This window comes from Pseudodesulfovibrio senegalensis (genome assembly GCF_008830225.1).
In the GTDB taxonomy this organism is placed as follows: domain Bacteria; phylum Desulfobacterota; class Desulfovibrionia; order Desulfovibrionales; family Desulfovibrionaceae; genus Pseudodesulfovibrio; species Pseudodesulfovibrio senegalensis.
The window spans coordinates 88,199-110,646 of record NZ_WAIE01000006.1; the positions used below are offsets into that span (position 1 = coordinate 88,199).

Below are 22,448 nucleotides of genomic sequence, written 5' to 3' on the forward strand. Positions count from 1 at the left end.
TTACCCGATCAACTCGGCACCGGCCTGCAGTGCCTGCGTGTTGGCGGGGATGAGCTTGTGGTAGTGGGCGGAGATGACGTTGGGCAGGCTGTCGATGACGGCCTGCAGCGGGATGATGCCCGTGGCCTGCACGTAGGCGCCGAGGGCGACCATGTTGGCCATGCGGGTGTTGCCGAGTTTGTCGGCCACGTCGTTGCAGGGGATGGCGTGGCAGTCCACGCGGTCCTTGTCCGCCAGTTCCATGTCGATGAGCGACGAGTTGATGATGTTCAGCCCGCCGTCCTGCAGCCGGGGCTGGAACTTGTCCAGACTCGGGCGGTTCATGATGATCAGGCTGGAGGGCCTGTGGATGATGGGCGAGCCGATTTCCTCTTCGGAAAGCACCACGGTGCAGTTGGCTGTGCCGCCGCGCATTTCCGGGCCGTAGACCGGAATGTAGGTCACGTTCAGGCCGTCTTTCATGCCCGCGTAGGCAAGCAGGTTGCCGATGAGCATGACGCCCTGTCCGCCGAATCCGGCGATGATTGCATCGAGATGGCGAGCCATTAGCAGGCACCTCCTTCCTCGGTCACGTCCTTGAACACGCCGAGCGGGAAGTAGGGAATCATTTCATTGGTGATGCGCTCGTTGGCCTGAAGCGGCGTCATTTTCCAGTTTGTGGGGCATGCGGAGAGCAGCTCCACGAAACCGAAACCGCGGTCTTCCAACTGGCACTGGAAGGCCTTGCGCATGTATTTCTTGGCCGTGCGGATGTTTTTGACCGAATCCAGCGAGGCGCGGCCTGCGAATGCGGTTCCGCCCAGTTCGGCGATGATTTCGGTCATGCGGATGGGCGAGCCTTCGCGGTCGGCGCAGCGGCCGTCCGGGCAGGTAGTGGTCTTCTGGCCCACCAGTGTGGTGGGGGCCATCTGGCCGCCGGTCATGCCGTAGACCGTGTTGTTGACGAAGACCACGGCAATGCGTTCGCCGCGGTTGGCGGCGTGCAGGATTTCGGCCATGCCGATGGATGCGAGGTCGCCGTCGCCCTGATAGGCGAGCACGAACTTGTCGTTGCGCGCGGCCTTGACGCCCGTGGCCACTGCCGGGGCGCGTCCGTGCGGTGCTTCAACAGCGTCCACGTTCAGGTAGTTGTAGATGAACACCGAGCAGCCGATGGAGCCGATCATGATGGTCTTTTCCACCACGCCCAGTTCCTCGAGCAGTTCGGCCACCAGCCGGTGGGCAACGCCGTGATGGCAGCCCGGGCAGTAGTGTGTGGGCCGGTCGATCATGGCCGAAGGCCGGTCGAAAACGAGCTTTTCGTTCATTTCGGACATTTATTTACCCTCCAGGCATTTGAGGACCGGTCCCTCGATGTCTTCGGGAACGGGCAGGTTGCCGGGATAGATCGGTGCGAATTCCGAATCGGCGACCGTGCGGATGGCCAGACGCACGTCGTCCACCATCTGGCCCAGATTGTGTTCGATGGTCAGGAAGCGTTTGCCCTGCCTGGCCAGCGCCAGCAGCGGTTCGCTGGGGAACGGATACAGGGTGATGGGTCGGAACAGGCCGACCTTTTTGCCCTGTGCGCGCAGCGTGCGCACCGCGGATTTGGCGATGCGGCCGATGGAGCCGTAGGAACAGACGATGAGTTCCGCATCCTCGGTCTCGAATTCCTCGTATTCCACGTAGGACTGCATGTCCTCGTACTTGGCCTGCAGGTGTTTGTTCTGGCCGGCCAGTGCGCCTTCTTCAAGGAACAGGGATTTGATGAGCCGTTTTTCGCGCTTGTCCGCGCCGTTCAGGGCCCAGTCGCGCCCGGCTTCGTCGTCGATGCCTTCGGGCTGCCACGGGGTGATGCCTTCCTTCATTTGTCCGAGAATGGCGTCGCCCAGAACCATGACGGGGTTGCGGTACTTGAAGGCCAGGTCAAAGGCCTTGATGGTCATGTCGTAGGCTTCCTGTCCGGTGGCCGGAGCCAGCACCAGCAGGCGGTAGTCGCCGTGGCCGCCGCCGCGCGTGGACTGGTAGTAGTCGCCCTGTGCCGGGCCGATGTCGCCCAGACCCGGCCCGCCGCGGTTCATGTTCACGATGACGGCCGGGATTTCCGAACCGGCCATGTAGGAGATGGCTTCCTGCTTGAGCGAAACGCCCGGGCTGGACGAAGACGTCATGGCCCGGATACCGCAGGAGCCTGCGCCCAGCAGCATGTTTGCCGCGGCCACCTCGGATTCGGCCTGCACGAAGCGGCCGCCCGTCTTGGGCATTTCCGCGGACATGAATTCGGGGATTTCGTTCTGGGGCGTGATGGGATAGCCGAAGAAACATTTGCAGCGTGCGGCCAGCGCCCCGCGCGCAACGGCCTCGTTGCCCTTGACGAAAATTCTTTCGGGTTGCTTGGTCATTATGCTGCCCCCTTCTTTTTCTTAGGGGTTTTGTAGACCTTGATGGCCAGGTCCGGACAGATCAAGGCGCAGGACGTGCAGCCGATGCACTTTTCCATATCCGCTTCGGGCACCTCCGCGACCTTGTAGCCGCTTTGGTTGAACCGGTCGGACTGCACGATGATCTGGGTCGGACAGACAGTGGTACAGAGCAGGCAGCCCTTGCACCTGTCCTCCTGGATCACGATTCGCGACATATGCGTCTCCCTGGTTGCTGTGTGGGAAATATTGTGAGGCGGCTCAGCGTATGAGCATTGAGTCCCCATAGGAGAAGAACCGGAAGCCGTTGTCCAGCGCTGCCGAATAAGCTTCCAGTATCCGTTCTCTTCCAGCCAGTGCGGACACCATAATAATTAGCGAGCTCTCTGGCAAATGGAAGTTGGTCAAAAGCGCGTCAACCACGCGGAATTCGTAGCCGGGATAGATGAAAATGTCTGTTTCTCCGGCAAAGGGTTCGATGTTTTCGCGTTGCGCAAACATGCCCTCCAGCGTGCGCGCGCTGGTGGTGCCCACGGCCACAACGGGCCGCCCCTGCGCCTTGGCCTCTTGTATGGCCTCGGCCGTGGCTTCGGGCACTTCGATGTATTCCTTGTGCATGGCGTGGTCGCGGATGTCCGCGCAGCGCACCGGGCTGAAGGTGCCGTAGCCCACATAGAGCGTTACCTCGGCCCAAGAGATGCCCTTTTGCCCGAGCCGTTCCCGTATTTCCGGGGTGAAGTGCAGTCCGGCCGTGGGAGCTGCCACGGAACCGGCCTTTTCCTCGCGGGCGTACACGGTCTGGTAGCGTTTGGCGTCGTCTTCGGTATCCGGCCTGTGGATGTATGGCGGCAGGGGCAGATGCCCGATACTGCGCACCAGATCCACCAACTGGCCTTGCCAGCGCAGGGTGACCACCCATTTGCCGAACTCTCCGCGTTGTTCCGGGATGACCCGCAGCCCGTCCAGAATGGTAATTTCCGCACCCTGGCGCGGCGGCTTGGACGAACGCAGCAGCCCTTCCACGCGGGCCTCGTTCCAGCCGTTGCTCTCGGTGGCCGCGATCAGGGGCAGGGGGGTCAGCAGCAGAAACTCGATCCTGCCGCCCGTGGGTTTGGTGCCGAACATGCGTGCCGGGATGACCTTGGAGTTGTTGGCCACCAGCAGCGCGTTTTCGGGCAGAGCGTCCACTACGTCGGAAAACTGCTTGAAATCAATGGAATCCTGCTCGCGGTCCAGCACCAGCAGGCGGGAACCGTCCCGCTTGTCCGCGGGTTGCTGGGCAATGTTTTCCTCGGGCAGGGCATAGGAATAGCTGTGCAGCCGGAAGTCGGCCGGCACAGCGCTTGAACTCGGTTTGTGCATGGCGCGGATGGTACGGCCTTGTCACCCCCAAGGCAAGCCGCGTTTTACGCCCCATGCACTGCCTTGATATTTCACGTGAAACGTTCTTCCCGATATATTCTTTTTCGTCCTCATATCCACCAAATTGGCACCACAAGCCGTTCATCAATGGCTTCATCGCGTTTTCATGGATGTGATTCCAAGTTCCCATGGTGATTCGCTATTTTAGTTATTTCAACAATATCAGCGCACTAGCGTTTTCCGTCCGCAGGATGCGCTAATGTCTTGAATTTGCCGTGTTTCGTGGTATTTCATACAATCATGAACATGTTGACCGTGGCCGACATAGCCAAACAGACACGTATTCCCGCGCCCACGGCGCGGCGGTACGCTTCCCTGTTCAAGGATTTTCTGGACGGACGCAAGGTGGGGCGGGTTACCCGCTACCCCGAGTCGTCCGTGGTGGTCTTCGAACGCATATCCGCCTTGTATGCCGAGGGGCGCGTCACCAACGAGATCGAGGAAATCCTGCATTCCGAAATGAGCCGCACCATTGACGTGGACCATGTGGCCCCGGTTGCGCAGGCGGACATGACCTCCGAACTGGCGGGCGTGTTCAAGGGCATGATGGGCAAGGTGGCCGACTGCATGGAGGTCATTGCTGACCAGAAGTCCATGATCGAACGGCAGAACGAAGACATACAGCGGCTCAAGACCGCCTTCGTGATGCTGGCGCGCAGCCAGAAGAAGCTCAAGGAGCTGCCTCAGTCGTCCGGCGTGGGGGCCGTGGCCGAGGAGCTGGTGAGCAAGACGCGCGAACTGGAGCAGAAGGATGTCGAACTCGAGGAGATGGCGCTCGGCCTCTCTTTTGACACCTCGGACATCAAGGTCAAGCTCCAGATTCTGGAAAACGAGTTGGTCCGGCTCAGAAAGGACCGCCGCGAGATGGAAAAGTATCTTCAGGACAAGATCGAGCGGCTCAAGGAAACAGCCAAATAGCCTTTCAGGAGGGTTCCCATGCGATTTTTCTTTCACTTCGGTGCAGTGGTCTGCCTGTGTTTCGTCCTTGGTGCGTGCACGGCTTCCACAACTTCCACCAGCACGGACCAGCCCGTGGATTCCTCTGCGCAAAATTACGAAGACCTGAACTATTACTATGAGTTCGACGATATTCTTATTCCCAAGGAACTGGATTTTCAGTCCGACGATTCCTACACCCTGGACAACCGCAAGTTCCGCGTGGGCATCATGAAATTCACCGGTCGCGTGGAGATTCCCGACCTGCTGCAGTTCTTCCTGAACAACATGGCCAAGGACAACTGGGAAAAGATCGCCGCGGTCAAGGGCAAGACCTCCATCCTTTCTTTTGAAAAATTCAATAAAAGCTGCGTGATTCAGGTGGAAGACACCTTTGCGCGCGACACCGTGACCATCATTGCCGTGGAGACCAAGGACGGCTCCGGCAGCGAGACCGATCTGGCAAAATAGCATGCAGGAACACTACCGGTTTGCCGGGTTCATGGGCCGGCGCGTACATCTCGGGGTCTGCGGCAGCATTGCGGCCTACAAGATGCTCGATTTCATGCGCCTGCTTCTTGGAGCAGACTGCATGGTTTCGGCCACGCTCACGGACGCGGCAACACGGTTCGTGACCCCGCTTTCCTTCGAGGCGCTGGGCGCCAATCCGGTCTACGGCTCCATGTTCAACGCCAAGGCTTCGGACCCGTTCGGGCATCTGGAGCCGGGCGAGATCGCGGACGCCATGGTCATTGCCCCGGCAACCGCTTCCACCATGGCCCGGCTGGCCAACGGCCTTGCCGACGACATGCTTTCCTGCCAGGCGCTGGCCTTTGACGGTCCGGTCATCGTGGCCCCGGCCATGAATCCGCGCATGTGGAAGGCCCCGGCCACGCAGCGCAACTGGGCTGCCATCAAGGAGCTGGGCTTCATCCCGGTTGAGCCGGATTCCGGGCTTGTGGCCTGCGGCGAAACCGGCACGGGCCGCTTTGCCGAATACATCGAGCTTTTGCCGGTTGTGCTCAAGGCCATATCCCCGCAGGACATGGCCGGTAAAAAGGTCATGGTTACGCTCGGTCCCACGCGCGAGCCATGGGACGCGGTTCGCTTTTGGTCCAACCCGTCCAGCGGCACCATGGGCGCGTGCATGGCCGTTGCCGCGTGGCTGCGCGGCGCGGACGTGACCGTTGTCAGCGGTCCGGTTTCCCTTGATTTTCATTCCGGCATCAAGCAGGTGCGCGTACAGACCGCACAGCAGATGTTCGACGCGGCCACGGACCTGTGGCCGGACATGGACCTGGCCTGCTGCACGGCGGCCGTGGCCGATTACCGGCCTGTTCCCCACGGTGCGGACAAGTTCAAGAAGAGTGGAGCCGACAGCGGGCTGACCGTGGAATTTAACAATAATCCCGATATATTGCGCACGCTGGGTGAGCGCAAGGCCGAAGCACAGCGGCTCATGGGCTTTGCCGCAGAAACCTCGTCCTGCCGCGAGGAAGCCGAGCGCAAGCTGGCCGCCAAGAATCTCGACCTGATCGCCTGCAACCGCATTGACCGCGAGGGTAGCGGTTTTGCGGTTACCACCAACGAAATGTTCGTGCTGGATGCGCATGGCCGCCGTGAGCAATGGCCCAATTTGAAGAAAACCGAGGTCGCGTGGCGCTTATGGGATCACCTGCTTCTAAGCTGAACATACCCGAAACACTGCGCCCGTGGCATTCCATGGGCCTTGAATTTCTGCTTTCGAGCGGTCCTGTTGTTGCGCAGCCCGTGCAGGGTGTACAACCCGGAGCAGGGCAGGGCAGCGCGTCTCCGCAGGGAACACGTCCCGCACAGCAGCCGGGTTCGCCGCAGTCCGCAAACGCGCAGAACATCCCGCCCCGTGCCGCGCCTGCGCAGTCCTCTTCCCATACGCCTACGAACACGGCACGCAACGCCGCCCCCGGCGAACTGCGCCAGCCCCCGGCCCCGAACTCTGCGCCGTTGCCCGCGCCATGGGACCGGTTTGCGTCCATGGCCAGTTCGGGTTCCCCTCGGGTTCTGCTTACCTATCCGGAGCTTGGGTTCGACCTCACTGGGCAGGCGGACAAGGCTCGCGGCCAGCTCATGCGTACGCTTCTTTCCTATTTGAAATGGCCCAAGGGCACGGCCGCGTTCTGGCCCTGCGCCCTGCCCGAGGACGGTGTTTTGCAGCCGCAATACGACATGTTCTGGCGCGGCGTGCATCATTTTGGTTGCCAGCACGTTGTATGCTTCGGCATGCAGGCCATGCGCACTGTTGTGCCGGATTTTCCCCAAGGCACCACAACAGTGCTTCTTGAGCCGTGCGCCCTGCACCTTGCCCCGTCCGTTGCCGACCTTTCCGGCAAATTGCCGCACGAATTGCTCTTGTCGCTTGGCGATATCGCACAATTGCGCGTATAATCGTTTCTGTTCGTTATTTCCGCTTTCCTTTTTCGGGAGGCTCTATGTTTTTTGTTCACCGTTTTCTGTTGAGCTGTCTGTTGTGCCTTGCCCTGTGTGGCATGGCGGCCAGCAATGCCGTGGCCGTGCCCATGAGCGTTCTTCGTGTCGATGTTTCCGGTCCCATCAGCCCGGCGCAGGACGAGATGCTCACCGCAGCCGTTGCCCAATGCGAACGCATCGGCTGTTCCATGCTGCTCATTGTGCTGGATACGCCCGGCGGTCTGGGCGAGTCCATGCGCAACATGGTCAAGGCCATGCTCAATGCCCCGGTTCCGGTAGCCGTTTGGGTCGGTCCGTCCGGGGCCCGGGCCGCATCGGCCGGCGTGTTTCTTGTTGCTGCGTCTACAGTGGCGGGCATGGCTCCGCAGACCACCATGGGTGCGGCGTCGCCGGTGGGCCTTGGCGGGGGCGACATAGAAAAGACCATGGCAGCCAAGGTGCGAGCCGATTTTCTGAGTCTTGTGCGCGGGGTGGCCGGGGCACGGGACCGCAACGCCACCTGGTATGCCGAGGCCGTGGACAAGGCCAGTTCCGTGACCGCAGCCGAAGCCTTGGAACTGGGTGCCGTGGAATATGTTTCCGGCTCTGCAACCACGTTCTTGCAGTCTGTTGGAGTTCGCGGTGTGGACTTCAAGGATCAGACAATCCGTTTTTCTCCCAATGATATTGTGGTGCATGAATATGATCCGGGCGTTCGCTATCGGTTGCTGTCCTGGCTGCTGCATCCGCAGATTGCCTATATGCTGCTGCTGGCCGGAATGCTCGGGCTGTTCGTTGAGCTGACCCATCCGGGTGTGATTTTACCGGGCGTGCTGGGAACCCTTGGACTGCTGCTCGGGTTGTATGCGCTTTCCGTGCTGCCCACCAATGCCGCCGGTCTGCTGCTGATTTTGTTCGGGCTCGTGCTTTTCGGTCTGGAAATCAAGATTGTCAGTTTCGGGTTGCTTGCCCTTGGCGGTGCCGCCGCGCTTTTCGTTGGGTCACTGATCCTGTTCCGCGACGAGTTCGGATATGTATACATACCCTTGAGCACGGTTATTCCGGTGGTGCTTTTTTTCTGCTCGGTTGCTGGCGGTTTGGTTTTTTTGGTCATACGTTCCCAGCGCCGGGAAAGGGCGGCCGGATTGCAGGCCATGATCGGACTTGTGGGAACCGTTCGCAAATGGAAAGGGAATCGTGGCACCATTTCGGTGCGAGGCGAAATTTGGGCCGCAATGGACCTGCAGAGCGATTTTCCCCTTTCCCGCGATGATGAGGTTGAAATTGTGGATGTGCGTGGCTTGACGCTCGAAATACGGGCTTTACCTCCAAAACCGTTGAAGCTCTAGGGCTAACGCTCGAAAAGGAGTATCCGATGTTTACGTATCTGCCCATTTTGGCCCTGGTCGTGTTGTTTTTGGCTGCTGCGCTCAAGGTTCTCAATGAATATGAACGCGGTGTTATTTTTCGCCTCGGTCGTGTGATCGAGGCCAAGGGGCCGGGGTTGATTATCCTCATCCCTGTTATTGATCGCATGGTAAAGGTCTCCATGCGGGTGCTGACCCTGGACGTGCCCAATCAGGACGTCATCACCAAGGACAATGTCAGCGTGAGCGTCAATGCCGTTGTCTATTTCCGCGTCGTTGATCCTGTCCGTTCCATACTTGAGGTGGAGGATTACATGTACGCCACTTCGCAGCTTGCGCAAACGACCCTTCGTAGCGTATGTGGTGGCGTTGAATTGGACGAACTGCTTTCCCACCGCGACAAGGTCAACGATCAGATTCAGTCGATTCTTGACGAGCACACCGACCCGTGGGGCATCAAGGTTTCCACGGTGGAGGTCAAATACATCGACCTGCCGCAGGAAATGCAGCGAGCCATGGCCAAGCAGGCCGAGGCCGAACGAGAGAGAAGGGCAAAGGTCATCGGAGCCGAGGGTGAGTATCAGGCTGCGGACCGTCTGACGGAAGCCGCCAAGATCATCAGTGCCTACCCGCAGGCTTTGCAACTTCGCTATTTGCAGACCATGCGCGAAATGAGTGCGGAAAGTGCTGCCAGCACCATCATTCCCATTCCGCTCGACTTCGTGACATTGTTGCAGAGCATGTCCGGAAACACCGCCGCCGGAAATGCCATAACCAAAAAGGACACCGACAACACATGAAGATTCTTGTTACCGGCGCTGCCGGATTCATCGGATTTCATCTTTCCCGCCGCTTTCTGGCCATGGGCCATGAGGTTGTGGGTCTTGATATCGTCAATGACTACTACGACCAGAACCTCAAGTGGGACCGCCTGAAGATTCTTCAGGAGTCGTCTTCCTTCCGGCACGCGCAGATCGACATGGTGGACACCGCTGCCATGGAAAAGCTTTTTGCCGAGGAAAAGTTCACCCATGTGGTCAACCTGGCTGCGCAGGCCGGTGTTCGTTACAGCATCGAAGATCCGCGTGCGTACATTGATTCCAACATCATCGGTTTTTTGAATATCCTTGAAGGCTGCCGCCATAACAAGGTGGAGCATCTTGTTTATGCCTCGTCCAGCTCGGTCTACGGCATGAATACCAACATGCCGCTTTCCACCCACGAGGCCGTGGATCATCCCATGAGCCTGTACGCGGCCACCAAGAAATCCAATGAGATGATGGCGCATTCGTACAGCAATTTGTATGACCTGCCCACCACAGGGCTTCGTTTCTTTACGGTGTATGGTCCGTGGGGCAGGCCGGACATGGCGCTTTTCCTGTTCACCAAGAACATCATCGAGGAAAAGCCCATCAACGTGTTCAACTACGGCAAGATGCGCCGTGACTTCACCTATATTGATGACATTATCGAAGGCGTTGTGCGTGTGACCGAGAACACGGCTGCACCCAACCCCGAATGGGACGGAGCCAATCCGGACCCGGCCACCAGCCCGGTGCCGTACCGCATCTACAACATCGGCAACAATTCCGTGGTGGAACTTTCACGCTACATCGAGGTCATCGAGGAGCAGATCGGCAAGAAGGCCATCATCAATTACATGCCCATGCAGCCGGGCGACGTGCCTGCCACCGAGGCAGACGTTTCCGACCTTGTGGCCGATGTGGACTTCAAGCCCGACACCACCATCGAACACGGCATTGCCAAGTTTGTGGAGTGGTACAAAGAGTATTACTGCTAGCGTTCACCATTGCCCCCGGCCGAGGTCGGGGGCTTTTTTTTTGTCTTTTTACGTCCCCCCTGCCAGCTTGCCCTTGCCATGAACCTGCATTCGTTCTACTGAAATTAATCGCCCCTTGTTGGTGTTTCACGTGAAACATTTATGATCAAGGGGGTGGGTGTTTCACGTGAAACACCGTGATGGTGATGATGATAATCTTCGGGGGACAAGTTCTGTGGCCAGAAGAATCGTGATTGCAAACCAGAAGGGCGGCGTGGGCAAAACCACCACGGCCGTGAATCTGGCAGCCTCGTTGGCTGTGATGGAAAAGAATGTGCTCATCGTGGACTGCGACCCGCAGGGAAACGCCTCCAGCGGACTCGGGTTTTATCCTGGAGACAAGCGGGAAAACATCTATTCCGTTCTGTTTTCGCCCAAGGACGCCAGAAAGGCCATCTATGACACCGGCATCCCGTTCATGCATATTTTACCCGGCACGCAGGACCTCGTGGGCGCGGAAATCGAGCTTGTGGATAAGTTCGGCCGGGAGTTCTACATCAAGGAGCTGCTGGAAGAGGTGGACGCGGAATATGACTTCATCATCATAGACTGCCCGCCGTCTCTCGGGTTGCTGACCGTCAACGCTCTCTGTGCCGCCACGGAACTGCTGGTGCCGTTGCAGTGTGAGTATTACGCCTTGGAGGGCATTGCGCAGTTGCTCATGACATACGAGCTGGTGCGTAAGCGGCTGAATCCGGATCTGGATGTGCTGGGCGTGGTGCTGACCATGTATGATTCCAGAAATCGTCTTTCCTGGCAGGTCAAGAATGAGGTGCGCAAAGCCTTTCCTCAGCATCTTTTCGAGGTGATCATTCCCAGGAATGTTCGCCTTTCCGAGGCGCCGAGCTTTGGCAAACCCGTGATCAACTATGACGTGAAGTCGCGCGGGGCGGAGGCGTATCTGGCCTTGGCACAGGAAGTCGTGCGCAGCCATACCGCAGGCAAGGAAAACAAATAGGCCGCCCGAAGGCGGCCTGTAATGCTGTCGTGATCGCCGTGATCGGCAGGGGCAGGCTAGTATCTGCCTTCCTTGCGCTGATTCTTTTCCTGATAGGGAACGGTTTCCGAGGTGATCTCGTCCTTGAAATGCTTTTTTACGATCTTTGACTGGCACTGTTGGCAGGCAAAGGAGACCAGACCGGCAAGGTTCGCGGAACTGAGCCTGAATTTCCGGGGGTCGTCCTGCTGCCAGTTTTCCGTGCGTGCGCCGCAGGTTTCGCAATGGACGTCCATGTCCACGGGGTAGGGGAAGTCCCAATACTCCTTGAGCATCTCCCAGTCGGCCAGCGGCTCGGGACGCAGTTCCGGCTTGGGCTTGATGTCCAGCAGCTTGTGCACGTGGGGTTTGGCCGCAGCCCATGCGTCGGCAGAAAGCAGGCACCCGATCAGGTTGCCGTCCTTGTCGAAGAGTTCGGTGATGTGGTCATTGCTCATGTTGGTCCTCGCAACGTTTTGGTTGCAGGGGTTATAGGCATTTACCGGGCGTGGGGCAAGAAGCGATTGCTGCAAACAAAGAATGAGGAACGAATATGTCGATGAACAAGGGTCTTGGCCGTGGATTGGACGCTCTTTTGGGCGGCGTTCGCGAGGAAGAGGAACAGGGGCTGGACGCCTCCAGCGTCCGCCTGATCAAGGTAGATGCCATCATCCCCAACCCGCACCAGCCGCGCCGTGAATTCGATGCGGCGGCTCTGGAGGATTTGTCTTCTTCCATTCGGGCGCAGGGCGTGTTGCAGCCGGTGCTGGTTCGTCCTGTTTCGGCAGACCGTTTTGAGCTGGTGGCCGGTGAGCGCCGCCTGCGGGCATCCAAACTGGCCGGGTTGCAAGAGATCCCCTCACTTGTGCGGGAAATGACCGATCAGGAAAGTCTGGCCATTGCCTTGATAGAAAACCTGCAGCGTGAAGACCTGAACCCTGTTGAAGAAGCACTGGGCTACCAGCAGCTGCAGCAACAGTTCGGGTTGAGCCAGGAAGAACTTTCACGGCAGGTGGGCAAGAGCCGTTCGGCCGTTGCCAACGCCCTTCGGCTGCTGAACCTGCCCGCCGACGTGCAGAAGAACATACAGACGGGCGTCGTCAGTGCGGGGCATGGCCGTGCGCTCATGAGCATCACCGACCCCGAACCGCAGGCCGAACTGCACGCCCGCGTGGTGGAAAACGGCTTGACCGTTCGTCAGGCCGAGGCGCAGGCTTCCTTTTGGAAGCAGAATGGCCGACTCCCGGGAGTGGAGGAAGCCATTGCTCCGGGCAAGAAAAGCTCTTCGGGCGGCAGGCAGGAGCTTGATCAGGTCATGGTGGGCCTGCAGGCTTCCCTGGTCGAACATCTGGGTGTTGCGGTCAAGGTGTCAGGATCCACGGACAAGGGTCGGATCACCCTGTCCTACAAGGACGGAGAAGAATTGCAGGCGTTGTTGGATTCTTTTGGGGTTGATTTTCCGCAATAGCAAACCCGTGGCCGGGCTGGCTCATTCGGTCTGGATGCGTGATCATGTCAGGAGCCATCATGCCTGTTCATGAGACTCTCGGACAGTGATCATGAGATAAAAAGCATTGTTTTGAAAGAAAGATTACAAAATGAAGCACGATATGAACGAAACAATAGCACGTTTGCGCGGCAGAAAGGTCATGATCATCGGCGACCTTATGCTCGACCATTACCTGATCGGCATGGTGGAGCGCATTTCACCGGAAGCCCCGGTTCCTGTCGTCCGGGTGGACAAGGAAAAGTTCCTGCTTGGGGGCGCCGGCAACGTGGCCGTGAACATTGCCGCACTGGGGGGGGAATCCCTGCTGGTCGGGGTTGTGGGAGACGACAGGGAAGGGGATGAGCTGCGTGGCCTCTGCAATAAAGCGCAACTGAGTACAAACCTGCTCTGCGACCCGTCGCGTCCCACCACGAAAAAATCGAGAATCATGGCGCAGAACCAGCAGATTTGCCGCGTCGACTCCGAAGATTGCGGTCCGCTCGGTTCGGTGCTTATGGATGAACTCTTCAAGTATCTGCAAGCCCATCTTCATGAGTATCCCGTGGTCATTCTGTCCGACTACGGCAAGGGGTTCATTTCGGCCGAGTTCATGGATCGCTTCAATGATTTGCTGGAATCCATGGAGGCTCGACCCAAGGTTCTGGTGGACCCCAAGGTGGTCAATTACGATCTGTACAAAGGTGTGGACATCCTGACTCCAAACACCAAGGAAGCAGGGGAGGGGGCCGGAATCGTGGTCTCCGACAAGCACAGCGTGATCAGGGCCGGTCATGCCCTGTTCAAGCGCCTCGAGTGCCGCAATCTGCTGATCACCATGGGCGGTGACGGCATGGCCTTGTTTGAAGGAACGCACAATATCCGCCATATCCCCACCTTCGCCAAGACCGTGTTCGATGTAACCGGAGCTGGGGATACCGTGATCGCCACCCTTGGCCTTGCCCTTGCGGCCGGGGTCGATCTGCTCACGGCCTGCACACTGGCCAATCATGCGGCCGGTATCGTGGTGGGCCAGGTGGGAGCCGCCTGCGCCACGGCGGACGAGCTCGATGCCGTTGTTGCGGACCATCAGGGTCATCCGGTTACTCAATGGTAGTAATTCAATATTTGTATATGGTTAGATAACCACAACAATCCACAAGTACGCGGAGCATACGTTCATGAAAAGCAAGACAGCACCGCACGTGATGCCTATTGACACCAGCATCAAAACACTGGGCACGGCCAAGATTCCCACCTGCATTCCCTTGTGCCTGTCCGTGAACGAGTCGCGGCCCATGGGGGTCACCCTGACGCCGGACGAGATTTCCGACCTCAAGGAAGACTATATCACGCTTGAGCTCGAAGCTGCCGGCCCGCGTGAAAAGCTGTATTTTGATCCCTCCAAGACCAAGTGCGCCATCGTGACCTGTGGGGGCTTGTGCCCGGGCATCAACGACGTGATCCGTTCCGTGGTCATGGAGGCCTTCCATAATTACAACGTGGCTTCCATTGTGGGCGTTCAGTTCGGCCTGCGCGGGTTCATTCCCGAATATCATCATGATTTCGTGGATTTGAATCCTTCCACAGTGGCGGATATTCACCAGTTCGGGGGCACCATGCTCGGATCATCGCGCGGTCATCAGCCTGCCGAAGACATTGTGGATGCGCTGGAACGGTCCAACATTAACGTTTTGTTCATGATCGGCGGAGACGGCACCATGAAGGCCGCCAAGGGCGTGGTGGCTGAAATCGAGCGTCGAAACCAGAAGATCGCGGTTATCGGCATCCCCAAGACCATCGACAACGACATCAATCTGGTGACCAAATCATTCGGGTTCGATACCGCGGTGGAAAAGGCCACCGAGGCCATCCGCTGCGCCCATGTCGAATCCGTGGGCATGCAGAACGGGGTCGGGCTGGTCAAGCTCATGGGCCGTGAGTCCGGATTCATTGCGGCTCAGGCCACCTTGGCACTCAAGGAAGTCAATTTTGTGCTGGTGCCGGAATATCCCTTTACCCTGCGCGGCGCGACCGGCCTGCTTCCGGCGCTGGAGCGACGTTTGGCGGAACGCGGTCACGCGGTGATCGTGTGCGCGGAGGGGGCCGGGCAGGAGCTCTGCGACACGCAGGGCAAAACCGATGCTTCGGGCAATCCTGTTCTCGGGGACATCTGTTCCGTGATCAAGGATGAAATGAAGGCGTATTTTTCGGAAAAGGGCATGGAATACGGGTTGAAATACATTGATCCAAGCTACATCATTCGTTCGGTTCCGGCCAATTCCAACGACCGCATTTACTGCGGATTTCTCGGGCAGAATGCCGTGCACGCGGCCATGGCCGGAAAGACCGGCATGGTGATCAGCATGTTGCAGAATCGCATGGTGCATCTGCCGCTTGAGATCGTCACGGCCAAGCGCCAGAAGCTCAACGTCAATTCCGCGTACTGGCGGTCAGTGCTCGAATCCACCGGGCAGGAAGATTTCTGCCGCTCCTGCGAAATCTAGCAAAGACAGGATTTTTCAGGGAGGGGCGCTTTGAAAGGCGACCTTCACAAACTTCACTTCGTAAATTTTATGGCGCTCCGGCCCGCTCTGCTCGCGCAGGGTGGGCCGGAGTTGTGTAGGGAACCCTTTGTATTCAACCCCTCTCGCATTCTCCGAATGCGAGACAGAACAGGGTCAAGGGACACGTCCCTTGCGGGTGCAGGGCAGTGCCCTGCGTCATATGATGGGAAAACAATGGTTGGGGAAATTTTTGCGGTTGTTGGTGTTATTCAACAAGGGGCGGGTGAATAACAAAAAAAAGAGAGCCTTACGGCTCTCTTTGCAGTGCAGGGACGAATTGCGGTTATTCGTTGGCGGCCAGCTTCCTGCGCACATGGTCATATACGGTGGAGCTTTTGCCCTGTTCGGATTCAATGGCCAGGGTCAGGAGTTCAAAGAGCATCTCCGTATCAAGGTCCAGCTGCAGGGTTCCGTTGTCCACGCGGCAGGTGGTCTCGCCGGGAATCACGGAATAGCTGCGCCGTTCGCGGGCATGGCCGATGGCAGAAATGATACTGTAAGCCAGGGATTCATTGTCATCCTTGTACAGCTTTTCCATGGTCAGCATGCCGGTGTCGTCATTGAAGTACATTTCTTCACCCACCAGATGGCCGGAAAAGGTAATGTCGTCACCGAAATCGTTGGCCAGGGAAACGTTCTGATCCATGTCGCCGCCTGCGCTTTTCTTCATCTTCATGGTGTGCTCCTTACTCCAGCGGGAGTTTAAGCTGTTTGGGGCCCGAGTGCATCCTCTTTTTGGATTTTTGGACCTCTTTCCATCCATCTTCAATGAATTCAAGCAGTGCGGACTGATGAACGCGCCATTGCTTTCCTATCCTGATGGCCTTGAGTTCGCCGGAGGTGACCATTCGGTATGCGGTTCTGTAATGCACCCGAAGGGTAGAGGCCACTTCCTTGACCGTGAGGAGTACAGGAGTCTGACTATCGTTCATGGCCGCACTGTTCATTATTTTCGTATACGCGGCAATTATTGTCATAGTCTGTCAATAAATGTCAACAAAGTACAACGTTGCACCACAAAGTCTAGACAATGTCTAACCCCCTGCAGTGGCAAGGGGTTATTGCAGTAGGGATTGTTTTCTTGTGGTTCGTTGTAAAAAAAGTTTTAGAACGAACCGGCTTTTGAGGGCCATTTGCCGTTGTAGCCACGGCAGATGAAAAGGGTGAATTCCCGTGCGGGATGTCCGTGATAGGTGGTTTGCAGGCGGATGGGCCTGCTCACCGAATCGAACATGTCAATGAGGTCCTGATAGGGATGGGGATCATAGTGCTTGCGCACAAGGATGGCGTCCCAGCCGATCTTGTCCTTGTTCGGACCGTCCCAGAGGTCATACTGGTTCATGCGACGGTCATGCACCCATGCGCAATAGGTTCTCGGCTGGCCCGGAACATAGAAGGCCAGTGCCGCGGTAAGGTCGTACAGCTCCGAGAAGACAAAGACCTTGTCCGGGTCCTTGAATTCGGTGGTGCGCAGTTTTTCCACGGTCTGGCCAAGCTGGTCCCAGCCCTTGAGCCTGTTGGTAATGTTGTATTTGGCAGGAATGGGCAGCAGGTGCGCGGTTTGCACCAGCACGAAAACAAAGGCCGAAAGCGCCAGCACGGTAACGACCACCATGCGTCCCCTGCGTCGGGCAGTGCGCACGAAGCCGCTGAAGGCGTAGGCCGCCAGCACAGTGCCCGTCACGTAACTCACCGTGGTCCAGTTGGGCATGATCTTGGCGTGTAGACTCCAGAGCAGGAAAAAACCCCACACGGGCCAGAAGAACACGGATAAAAGCAGGGCTTGGCGCTGATCCATGCGCGGCCTGTCTTCAAAGGGGTTGACCAGCACGTTGTTGCAGTATTTGACCATGGCCGAAACCCCGCCGACAAGCATGAAGATCATCCACCACGGCGTGGCCAGGCCGAACTGGGCGGCAAGATGGTCGGGGATGCGGTCAAAGCGGATCAGGGTGTGCGACTGCTTGCCGCTTACGCCGATGAGATACAATACGTGCTTGTAGCCCACGAAATCGTTCTGGAAGTTCCAGATGAGGGTGGGCAGAAAGCCGATGAACAGGCCGGCGGCCAGCGAAATGGCAAGATAGCGCCAGAAGCGTTGCGGCAGCAGACGTTTGTAGGCCAGACCGGCGCCGTAGATCACGGAAAGGCCCACGAAACCCAGCATGGTGTATTTGGCGAGGATGCCCACGCCCAGGAACAGGGCCACGAAAACAAACGGTATGGCGCGGGCCGTGGTCATGGATTCGGGAATGTTGTTGGCCGGCCGACTGCCCAGATAGAGGCTGAACACCGCACCGGTCCAGCAGAATACGAAACTGTTGTCCGTGGTCATGAGCACGCCCAGCCCCATGAACAGGGGCATGGTGTTCATAATCACCAGCGTCCACAGGCCGATGTCCGGCCGCTTCCATGAACGCGCCAGAAACAGGTAGAGCATGGCCTGGGTCAGGGCCATGCCAACGATGGCACCGAAGCGGACGCCCAGTTCGGTGTTGCCCAGCAGGTTGGTCCAGAAGCTGATGATCAGGGCGATGAGCGGACCTTTGGAATAGTAGGTCAGTTGCAGGTGCCGGGTCCAATCCCAGTACTGGGCTTCGTCCTGCACGAGATTGAGTTGGCCCGAGGCCACGAAGACCACGCGCAGCAGAAAAGGGATTGCGACCAGCGCCAGGGCCCACAGGCCGGGGTGCGTATTCAGGGAAGAGCGTATTTTTCTCATTGTTTCTCCGGACGTGGTCTAGTTAGCCGAACCCGCCCGGCCTGTCCAGCAGGTGCAGTCAACTGCGCGGCGTATCCACCACGTCTGCAAGGAACAGGGCCGGTTCATTGAGATCTTTTTCTATATGTTGTGTCATCTGCGAAAGGATTTTTCGAAAGTAACGAAGGTCGTTGCGGGTCAGCCCGTGTTCACACACGCGGCGAAGATCCTCCTGCGCCGCACTGGCCACCCCGTGCGCCTGCAATCCTTTTTCCGTGAGCGCATACAGCACGGTGCGCCGGTCGTCCTGCCTGCGCCGGGACGAAATCAGGCCGTCTCGTGACATGCGCCGCAATGTGTTTGCCAGCGTGGGTTGTTCCACGGGGACGGTGTTCAAAAGCTCTTTCTGGCTCAAGGTACGAGTGGGCTGCAGGGCGCGCAACACGGGTATCTGGCCGGGGCGGACATCATAAGGATCCAGCCGGGAACGCAGTGCGCGACCAACCATGCGCTCAAGAGCGGCAAGATGGTCAAAAATATATTCATCCACTTGAAACGGCATGGGAAAACCTCATTTAAATAGCGTGCTATATGAAGATGGATAGCAGGCTATGTGTTTCCGGTCAACGGGGGAATGGATGCAGAGGTTTACGCCGGGAAAAGGAAGAGGTAGGTTGCGCGCATGAATGTGGTCATCAATGTAGACGATTCCGGGCTGCACCCGGCCGTGCGCCGCGCCGTGCAGGATCTGCATGCCCGGGGCATGGTCAGCTCCACCACGGTGCTGGCCAACGGTCCGGACGTGGAGCAGGCCGCGAAGATGCAGGGCGTGGGCCTTGGCGCGCATTTGAACCTGCTGCGGGGGCGGCCTGTGCTTCCCGCGGACAGGGTCACTTCGCTGGTCGGGGAAGACGGATTGTTTCTTGGCGATTACACGGCGCTGTTCGCCCGGTATGTGACCGGACGCATCGACCATGCGCAGGTGGAGGCCGAATTGGATGCCCAGATCGGGCGGCTGCGGGATTTGGGCATCGAGTTGACCCATTTCGACAGCGAAAAGCATATCCACGCATGGCCCACCATCATGCACGCCGTGGGCAAGCTGGCCGCGCGCCACAACATCCGCTGGGTGCGCAGGCCGCGCGAGTGCTCGGAATTCACCCGTCTGGACAAGGGCGGGGTGCGGGTCAAGTTCCTGAGCCTGTGTTCCCTGCTGCAGCGGCGGCCCAAGGGCGTGGACTGGCCGGATTCGCTTTGGGGCATTGCGGATCAGGGCAGGGACTTGTTGCCGCAGGCCTTTCTGGAGTATACGACCCGTCATGAACTGAACCGCCCGGACGCGGTGGTGGAAATCTGTTGTCATCCGGGACTTCCCAAGGCAGGGGACGGCCCGCTGCCCGCAGAATTCGGGCCCATGCGCGTGGACGCCCAGTGGCAGGATGAATACGATGCCCTGTGCAGCCCGGATTGGGCCGGAGTGTTCCGCGAACTGGGAGCCGAGATCGTCAGCTATGGCGATATCGAGCCGCGAAAATGAGCAGACAAAATCATGAGGAACAATATACATGGATATTGAAGTCAGCGTTGTGACGCCCATGCACAACGAGGAATTGTGCATCGAGGAATTTCATCGCCGGATCAGCACCACGCTGACCGGTGCGGGCTACTCCCACGAGATCATACTGGTCAACGACGGGTCCACGGACCGCACCCCCCGGCTCATGCGCGAGCTTTCCGAAGGGGATCCCAACCTTGTGGGCGTCAATCTTTCGCGCAACCGCGGCCAGTGCACGGCCATCTATGCGGGCATCCAGCAGAGCCGCGGCCGCTATGTGGTCATCATGGACGGCGACCTGCAGCACAAGCCCGAGGAAGTGCCCTCGCTGGTGGAGGCCATGAAAAAGGACGGCGGGTATGACCTTGTTTCCGGCATGCGACAGAAGCGCAGCGAATCCAAATGGCTGCGGCTTGTACCGAGCCGCGTGGCCAACTGGATGATCCGCAAGGCCAGCAAGTGCGAGGTGCACGACATGGGCGGGCTTTCCTGTCTGGACGGCGAACTGGCCCGCAGCCTGCACCTGCGCGAAGGCCATCACCGCATCATCCCGGCGCTGGTCTACCGTATGGGCGGCCGGGTAACGGAAGTGCCCACCTCGGCCCCGCCCCGGTTCGCGGGCAGCAGCCATTACGGCATCGGCCGTTCCGTGGACGTGCTTTTCGACATCGTGACCCTGTGGTTCCAGAATTCGTTCAAGCAGCGGCCCGTGTACCTGTTCGGCCGCATTGCCCTGGCCCTGTTTCTGGCGGCCTCGCTGCTCATGGCCTGGGTGCTTTTCGAAAAAGTGTTTTTTGGCGAACACATGGGCAACCGTCCTCCGTTCTTCGGAGCCATACTCTTTTATCTGGCCTCGCTGGGGTTCATGTCCACCGGGTTCATACTGGAGGCTCTGGGCGACACGATGGATTCGGTCATGAACACGCGGCCCTATGTGGTGCGCGACATCCTGAAGAACGGCAGGACCGAACGGCCGAACGGCAACGGTCAAAATTAGGACTTGCCAACCCTCTGACCCCGGCGTACAAGTCATCCGATAGAAAGTCGGCGAACAGCCAACACCAAGGAAGCATTTATGATCGGTTCAACCAACGCTGCAATCAACTCCGTGGATCTTTCCCGATCCGGGGGAGTGGACCGTCCTGTGGTGAGGCTTGTGCGCTGATTCGGGCACAATGCGGTATTTCAGGGGCGGTCCTTCCGGGGACCGCCTTTTTTTCATGGCAAATTCGGACAGGCAGACCGTGTCGGAAAGAGATACGGATATGCAGATACACGGCAAAACAAAAATACATTTCAGGATAATACGATAATGAACAGGATCATGCATCGACTGCACAACCGCTGGAAAGCCCGGGGCGGCTACCGGGAAGCCCTGAACATCGGCATGCCGCTGGTGGTCAGCATGGCTTCGACCACAGTGATGATGTTCACGGACAGGGTCTTTCTGGGCCGCTATTCCGTGGATGCCATTGCCGCGGCCTTTCCGGCCAGCATAGCCTATTTTCTTTTCTATTCCTTCTTTCTGGGAACAATCGAGTACGTGAGCGTATTCGTTGCCCAGTACACGGGGGCAGGCCGCACGGACCGCGTTGGCGCGGCCATGTGGCAGGGGGTCTACTTCTGCATCCCGGCCACCATCATTCTTGCCGTGCTCGGCATGGTTTGCGGCGATATTTTCGCCTTGGTGGGCCATGATCCGGCCCTGCGCGAAATGGAAACCGCCTATTTCAGGACCGTGGCCATGGGCAGCGGTTTCGGACTGGTGGGCGTGGCCCTGTCCTGCTTTTATTCGGGCCGGGGGATCACCAAGCCGGTCATGGTGGTGAACATGATCGCCGCCACCGTGAACATTCCCCTTGATTACATGCTGATCAACGGCAAGTGGATATTCCCGGAAATGGGCATCACCGGCGCCGCGCTGGCAACGGTGGCCGCCTATGTGGTCACGTTCGTGCTGCTGGTGAAGCTGGTGTTTACAACAGACCACAACAAACGGTTCAACGTGTTCTCCGGCTGGCGGTTCGATAGGTCCCTGTTCGGACGATTCATGCGTTTCGGCCTGCCCGGGGGCATCCAGTTCTTTCTGGACATGTTTGCCATTTCGTTTTTCGGGGTCATGGTGGGCAAGTTTACGCTTGTGGAGCTGGCCGCATCCAATATGGCCATTTCCGTGGACACCTTGGCCTTTCTTCCGGCCATCGGCATGTCCATCGCCGTCAGTGTCATGGTGGGGCAGGCCATGGGCAGCAACAACCTGCGCCGGGCCGAATATGCACTCAAGAGCGTGCTGCATCTGGTGTTGCTGTACATGGGCGGCATGGGGCTGGTATTCGTGCTGGCTCCGGAGTTCCTGCTGGGCCTGTTCCGCGCCAACGGCATGAGCGACGCCGAGTTCGCACCCATTCTTGCGCTGGGCGTGGTGCTCATGCGTTATGTGGCTCTGTTCACGCTCATGGACGCGTTGGCCATCGTATACATGGGGGGGCTCAAGGGCGCGGGAGACACGCGCTTCATCATGTGGGGCATCGGTTGCTCGTCCCTCGGGGTCATGGTCGTTCCCCTGATCCTGCTCTACAATTTTACGGACATGAATATACACGGACCGTGGTTGTGCCTGCTGCTGTATGTCATGGTCCTGTCCGGCCTTTTCGTTTGGAGATTCAGGACCGGGGTCTGGAAGAGGCTGCGGGTCATCGACTCCGCGGATGTCGTCAAAACCGGCTCGGCTTGACGCCTGCCTGGCTTTCA

24 protein-coding genes are annotated in these 22,448 nt (G+C 58.4%); 14 read left to right on the forward strand and 10 right to left on the reverse strand.

What is annotated here, in order from left to right:
• From F8A88_RS12870 to queA, 5 genes are read right to left on the reverse strand one after another with little or no spacing between them, the layout of a single operon-like run.
• A complete protein-coding gene (locus F8A88_RS12870) occupies nt 1–546 on the reverse strand; it encodes a 2-oxoacid:acceptor oxidoreductase family protein (protein ID WP_151151580.1) in 546 nt (181 codons plus the stop codon).
• Nucleotides 546–1,316, reverse strand: a complete 771-nt coding sequence (locus F8A88_RS12875; protein WP_151151581.1) for a thiamine pyrophosphate-dependent enzyme — start codon at nt 1,314–1,316, stop codon at nt 546–548. The genes F8A88_RS12870 and F8A88_RS12875 overlap by 1 nt, the downstream gene beginning before the upstream one ends.
• Nucleotides 1,317–2,384, reverse strand: coding sequence for a 3-methyl-2-oxobutanoate dehydrogenase subunit VorB (locus tag F8A88_RS12880; RefSeq protein WP_151151582.1), 1,068 nt, complete (start codon nt 2,382–2,384; stop codon nt 1,317–1,319).
• A complete protein-coding gene (locus F8A88_RS12885; RefSeq protein ID WP_151151583.1) occupies nt 2,384–2,620 on the reverse strand; it encodes a 4Fe-4S binding protein in 237 nt (78 codons plus the stop codon). The genes F8A88_RS12880 and F8A88_RS12885 overlap by 1 nt, the downstream gene beginning before the upstream one ends.
• Nucleotides 2,621–2,663: 43 nt before the next feature.
• Nucleotides 2,664–3,764: a tRNA preQ1(34) S-adenosylmethionine ribosyltransferase-isomerase QueA gene (gene queA / locus F8A88_RS12890; RefSeq protein WP_151151584.1), complete on the reverse strand. Its 1,101-nt coding sequence runs from the start codon at nt 3,762–3,764 to the stop codon at nt 2,664–2,666.
• A gap of 300 nt (nt 3,765–4,064) precedes the next feature.
• On the opposite strand from queA, the gene F8A88_RS12895 reads away from it, so the two are divergent.
• The 8 genes from F8A88_RS12895 (at nt 4,065) to F8A88_RS12930 (ending at nt 11,370) form a co-directional block, all read left to right on the forward strand.
• Nucleotides 4,065–4,742: a MerR family transcriptional regulator gene (locus F8A88_RS12895; protein ID WP_151151585.1), complete on the forward strand. Its 678-nt coding sequence runs from the start codon at nt 4,065–4,067 to the stop codon at nt 4,740–4,742.
• A gap of 18 nt (nt 4,743–4,760) precedes the next feature.
• Nucleotides 4,761–5,231: a hypothetical protein gene (locus F8A88_RS12900; protein ID WP_151151586.1), complete on the forward strand. Its 471-nt coding sequence runs from the start codon at nt 4,761–4,763 to the stop codon at nt 5,229–5,231.
• Between the two features lies 1 nt (nt 5,232).
• Nucleotides 5,233–6,450 carry a bifunctional phosphopantothenoylcysteine decarboxylase/phosphopantothenate--cysteine ligase CoaBC gene (gene coaBC / locus F8A88_RS12905; protein WP_151151587.1) on the forward strand — a complete coding sequence of 406 codons (1,218 nt, stop codon included), beginning with the start codon at nt 5,233–5,235 and terminating at the stop codon, nt 6,448–6,450.
• 32 nt (nt 6,451–6,482) lie between these two features.
• Nucleotides 6,483–7,184, forward strand: coding sequence for a hypothetical protein (locus F8A88_RS12910; protein WP_151151588.1), 702 nt, complete (start codon nt 6,483–6,485; stop codon nt 7,182–7,184).
• A 44-nt stretch (nt 7,185–7,228) separates the two neighbouring features.
• Complete coding sequence (locus F8A88_RS12915; RefSeq protein WP_241667449.1) at nt 7,229–8,554, forward strand: NfeD family protein; 1,326 nt, start codon at nt 7,229–7,231, stop codon at nt 8,552–8,554.
• 26 nt (nt 8,555–8,580) lie between these two features.
• Nucleotides 8,581–9,372, forward strand: coding sequence for a slipin family protein (locus F8A88_RS12920; protein ID WP_151151589.1), 792 nt, complete (start codon nt 8,581–8,583; stop codon nt 9,370–9,372).
• Nucleotides 9,369–10,373 (forward strand): NAD-dependent epimerase, encoded by a 1,005-nt coding sequence (locus F8A88_RS12925; protein WP_151151590.1) that lies wholly within the window; start codon nt 9,369–9,371, stop codon nt 10,371–10,373. Before F8A88_RS12920 ends, F8A88_RS12925 begins: the two co-directional genes overlap by 4 nt.
• Nucleotides 10,374–10,587: 214 nt before the next feature.
• Entirely contained in the window at nt 10,588–11,370 is a 783-nt protein-coding gene (locus tag F8A88_RS12930) for a ParA family protein (RefSeq protein WP_151151591.1), read from the forward strand.
• Between the two features lie 56 nt (nt 11,371–11,426).
• On the opposite strand, the gene F8A88_RS12935 is transcribed toward F8A88_RS12930, so the two are convergent.
• On the reverse strand, nt 11,427–11,846 hold the full coding sequence (locus tag F8A88_RS12935; protein WP_151151592.1) for a hypothetical protein: 420 nt from the start codon (nt 11,844–11,846) through the stop codon (nt 11,427–11,429).
• Nucleotides 11,847–11,941: 95 nt separating this feature from the next.
• On the opposite strand from F8A88_RS12935, the gene F8A88_RS12940 reads away from it, so the two are divergent.
• The 3 genes from F8A88_RS12940 (at nt 11,942) to F8A88_RS12950 (ending at nt 15,381) form a co-directional block, all read left to right on the forward strand.
• Nucleotides 11,942–12,856: a ParB/RepB/Spo0J family partition protein gene (locus F8A88_RS12940; protein WP_151151593.1), complete on the forward strand. Its 915-nt coding sequence runs from the start codon at nt 11,942–11,944 to the stop codon at nt 12,854–12,856.
• A 142-nt stretch (nt 12,857–12,998) separates the two neighbouring features.
• Entirely contained in the window at nt 12,999–13,991 is a 993-nt protein-coding gene (rfaE1, locus tag F8A88_RS12945; RefSeq protein ID WP_241667450.1) for a D-glycero-beta-D-manno-heptose-7-phosphate kinase, read from the forward strand.
• A gap of 64 nt (nt 13,992–14,055) precedes the next feature.
• The gene (locus F8A88_RS12950) at nt 14,056–15,381 is read left to right on the forward strand and encodes an ATP-dependent 6-phosphofructokinase (protein WP_151151595.1); all 1,326 of its coding nucleotides are present in this window, start codon (nt 14,056–14,058) and stop codon (nt 15,379–15,381) included.
• A 343-nt stretch (nt 15,382–15,724) separates the two neighbouring features.
• Here F8A88_RS12950 and F8A88_RS12955 read toward each other — a convergent pair whose 3' ends face one another.
• The 4 genes from F8A88_RS12955 to F8A88_RS12970 all read right to left on the reverse strand — a co-directional run bounded on the left by F8A88_RS12955 (nt 15,725) and on the right by F8A88_RS12970 (nt 18,704).
• On the reverse strand, nt 15,725–16,117 hold the full coding sequence (locus F8A88_RS12955) for a hypothetical protein (RefSeq protein ID WP_151151596.1): 393 nt from the start codon (nt 16,115–16,117) through the stop codon (nt 15,725–15,727).
• Between the two features lie 10 nt (nt 16,118–16,127).
• Complete coding sequence (locus F8A88_RS12960; RefSeq protein WP_151151597.1) at nt 16,128–16,373, reverse strand: helix-turn-helix domain-containing protein; 246 nt, start codon at nt 16,371–16,373, stop codon at nt 16,128–16,130.
• A 173-nt stretch (nt 16,374–16,546) separates the two neighbouring features.
• Nucleotides 16,547–18,163, reverse strand: coding sequence for an ArnT family glycosyltransferase (locus F8A88_RS12965; RefSeq protein ID WP_151151598.1), 1,617 nt, complete (start codon nt 18,161–18,163; stop codon nt 16,547–16,549).
• A 58-nt stretch (nt 18,164–18,221) separates the two neighbouring features.
• Complete coding sequence (locus tag F8A88_RS12970) at nt 18,222–18,704, reverse strand: MarR family winged helix-turn-helix transcriptional regulator (RefSeq protein WP_151151599.1); 483 nt, start codon at nt 18,702–18,704, stop codon at nt 18,222–18,224.
• A gap of 120 nt (nt 18,705–18,824) precedes the next feature.
• On the opposite strand from F8A88_RS12970, the gene F8A88_RS12975 reads away from it, so the two are divergent.
• The 3 genes from F8A88_RS12975 to F8A88_RS12985 all read left to right on the forward strand — a co-directional run bounded on the left by F8A88_RS12975 (nt 18,825) and on the right by F8A88_RS12985 (nt 22,431).
• Nucleotides 18,825–19,679 carry a ChbG/HpnK family deacetylase gene (locus F8A88_RS12975; RefSeq protein ID WP_151151600.1) on the forward strand — a complete coding sequence of 285 codons (855 nt, stop codon included), beginning with the start codon at nt 18,825–18,827 and terminating at the stop codon, nt 19,677–19,679.
• Nucleotides 19,680–19,707: 28 nt separating this feature from the next.
• Nucleotides 19,708–20,694 (forward strand): glycosyltransferase family 2 protein, encoded by a 987-nt coding sequence (locus F8A88_RS12980; RefSeq protein ID WP_241667451.1) that lies wholly within the window; start codon nt 19,708–19,710, stop codon nt 20,692–20,694.
• Nucleotides 20,695–21,009: 315 nt separating this feature from the next.
• Complete coding sequence (locus tag F8A88_RS12985; protein ID WP_241667452.1) at nt 21,010–22,431, forward strand: MATE family efflux transporter; 1,422 nt, start codon at nt 21,010–21,012, stop codon at nt 22,429–22,431.
• Nucleotides 22,432–22,448: the final 17 nt, after the last annotated feature.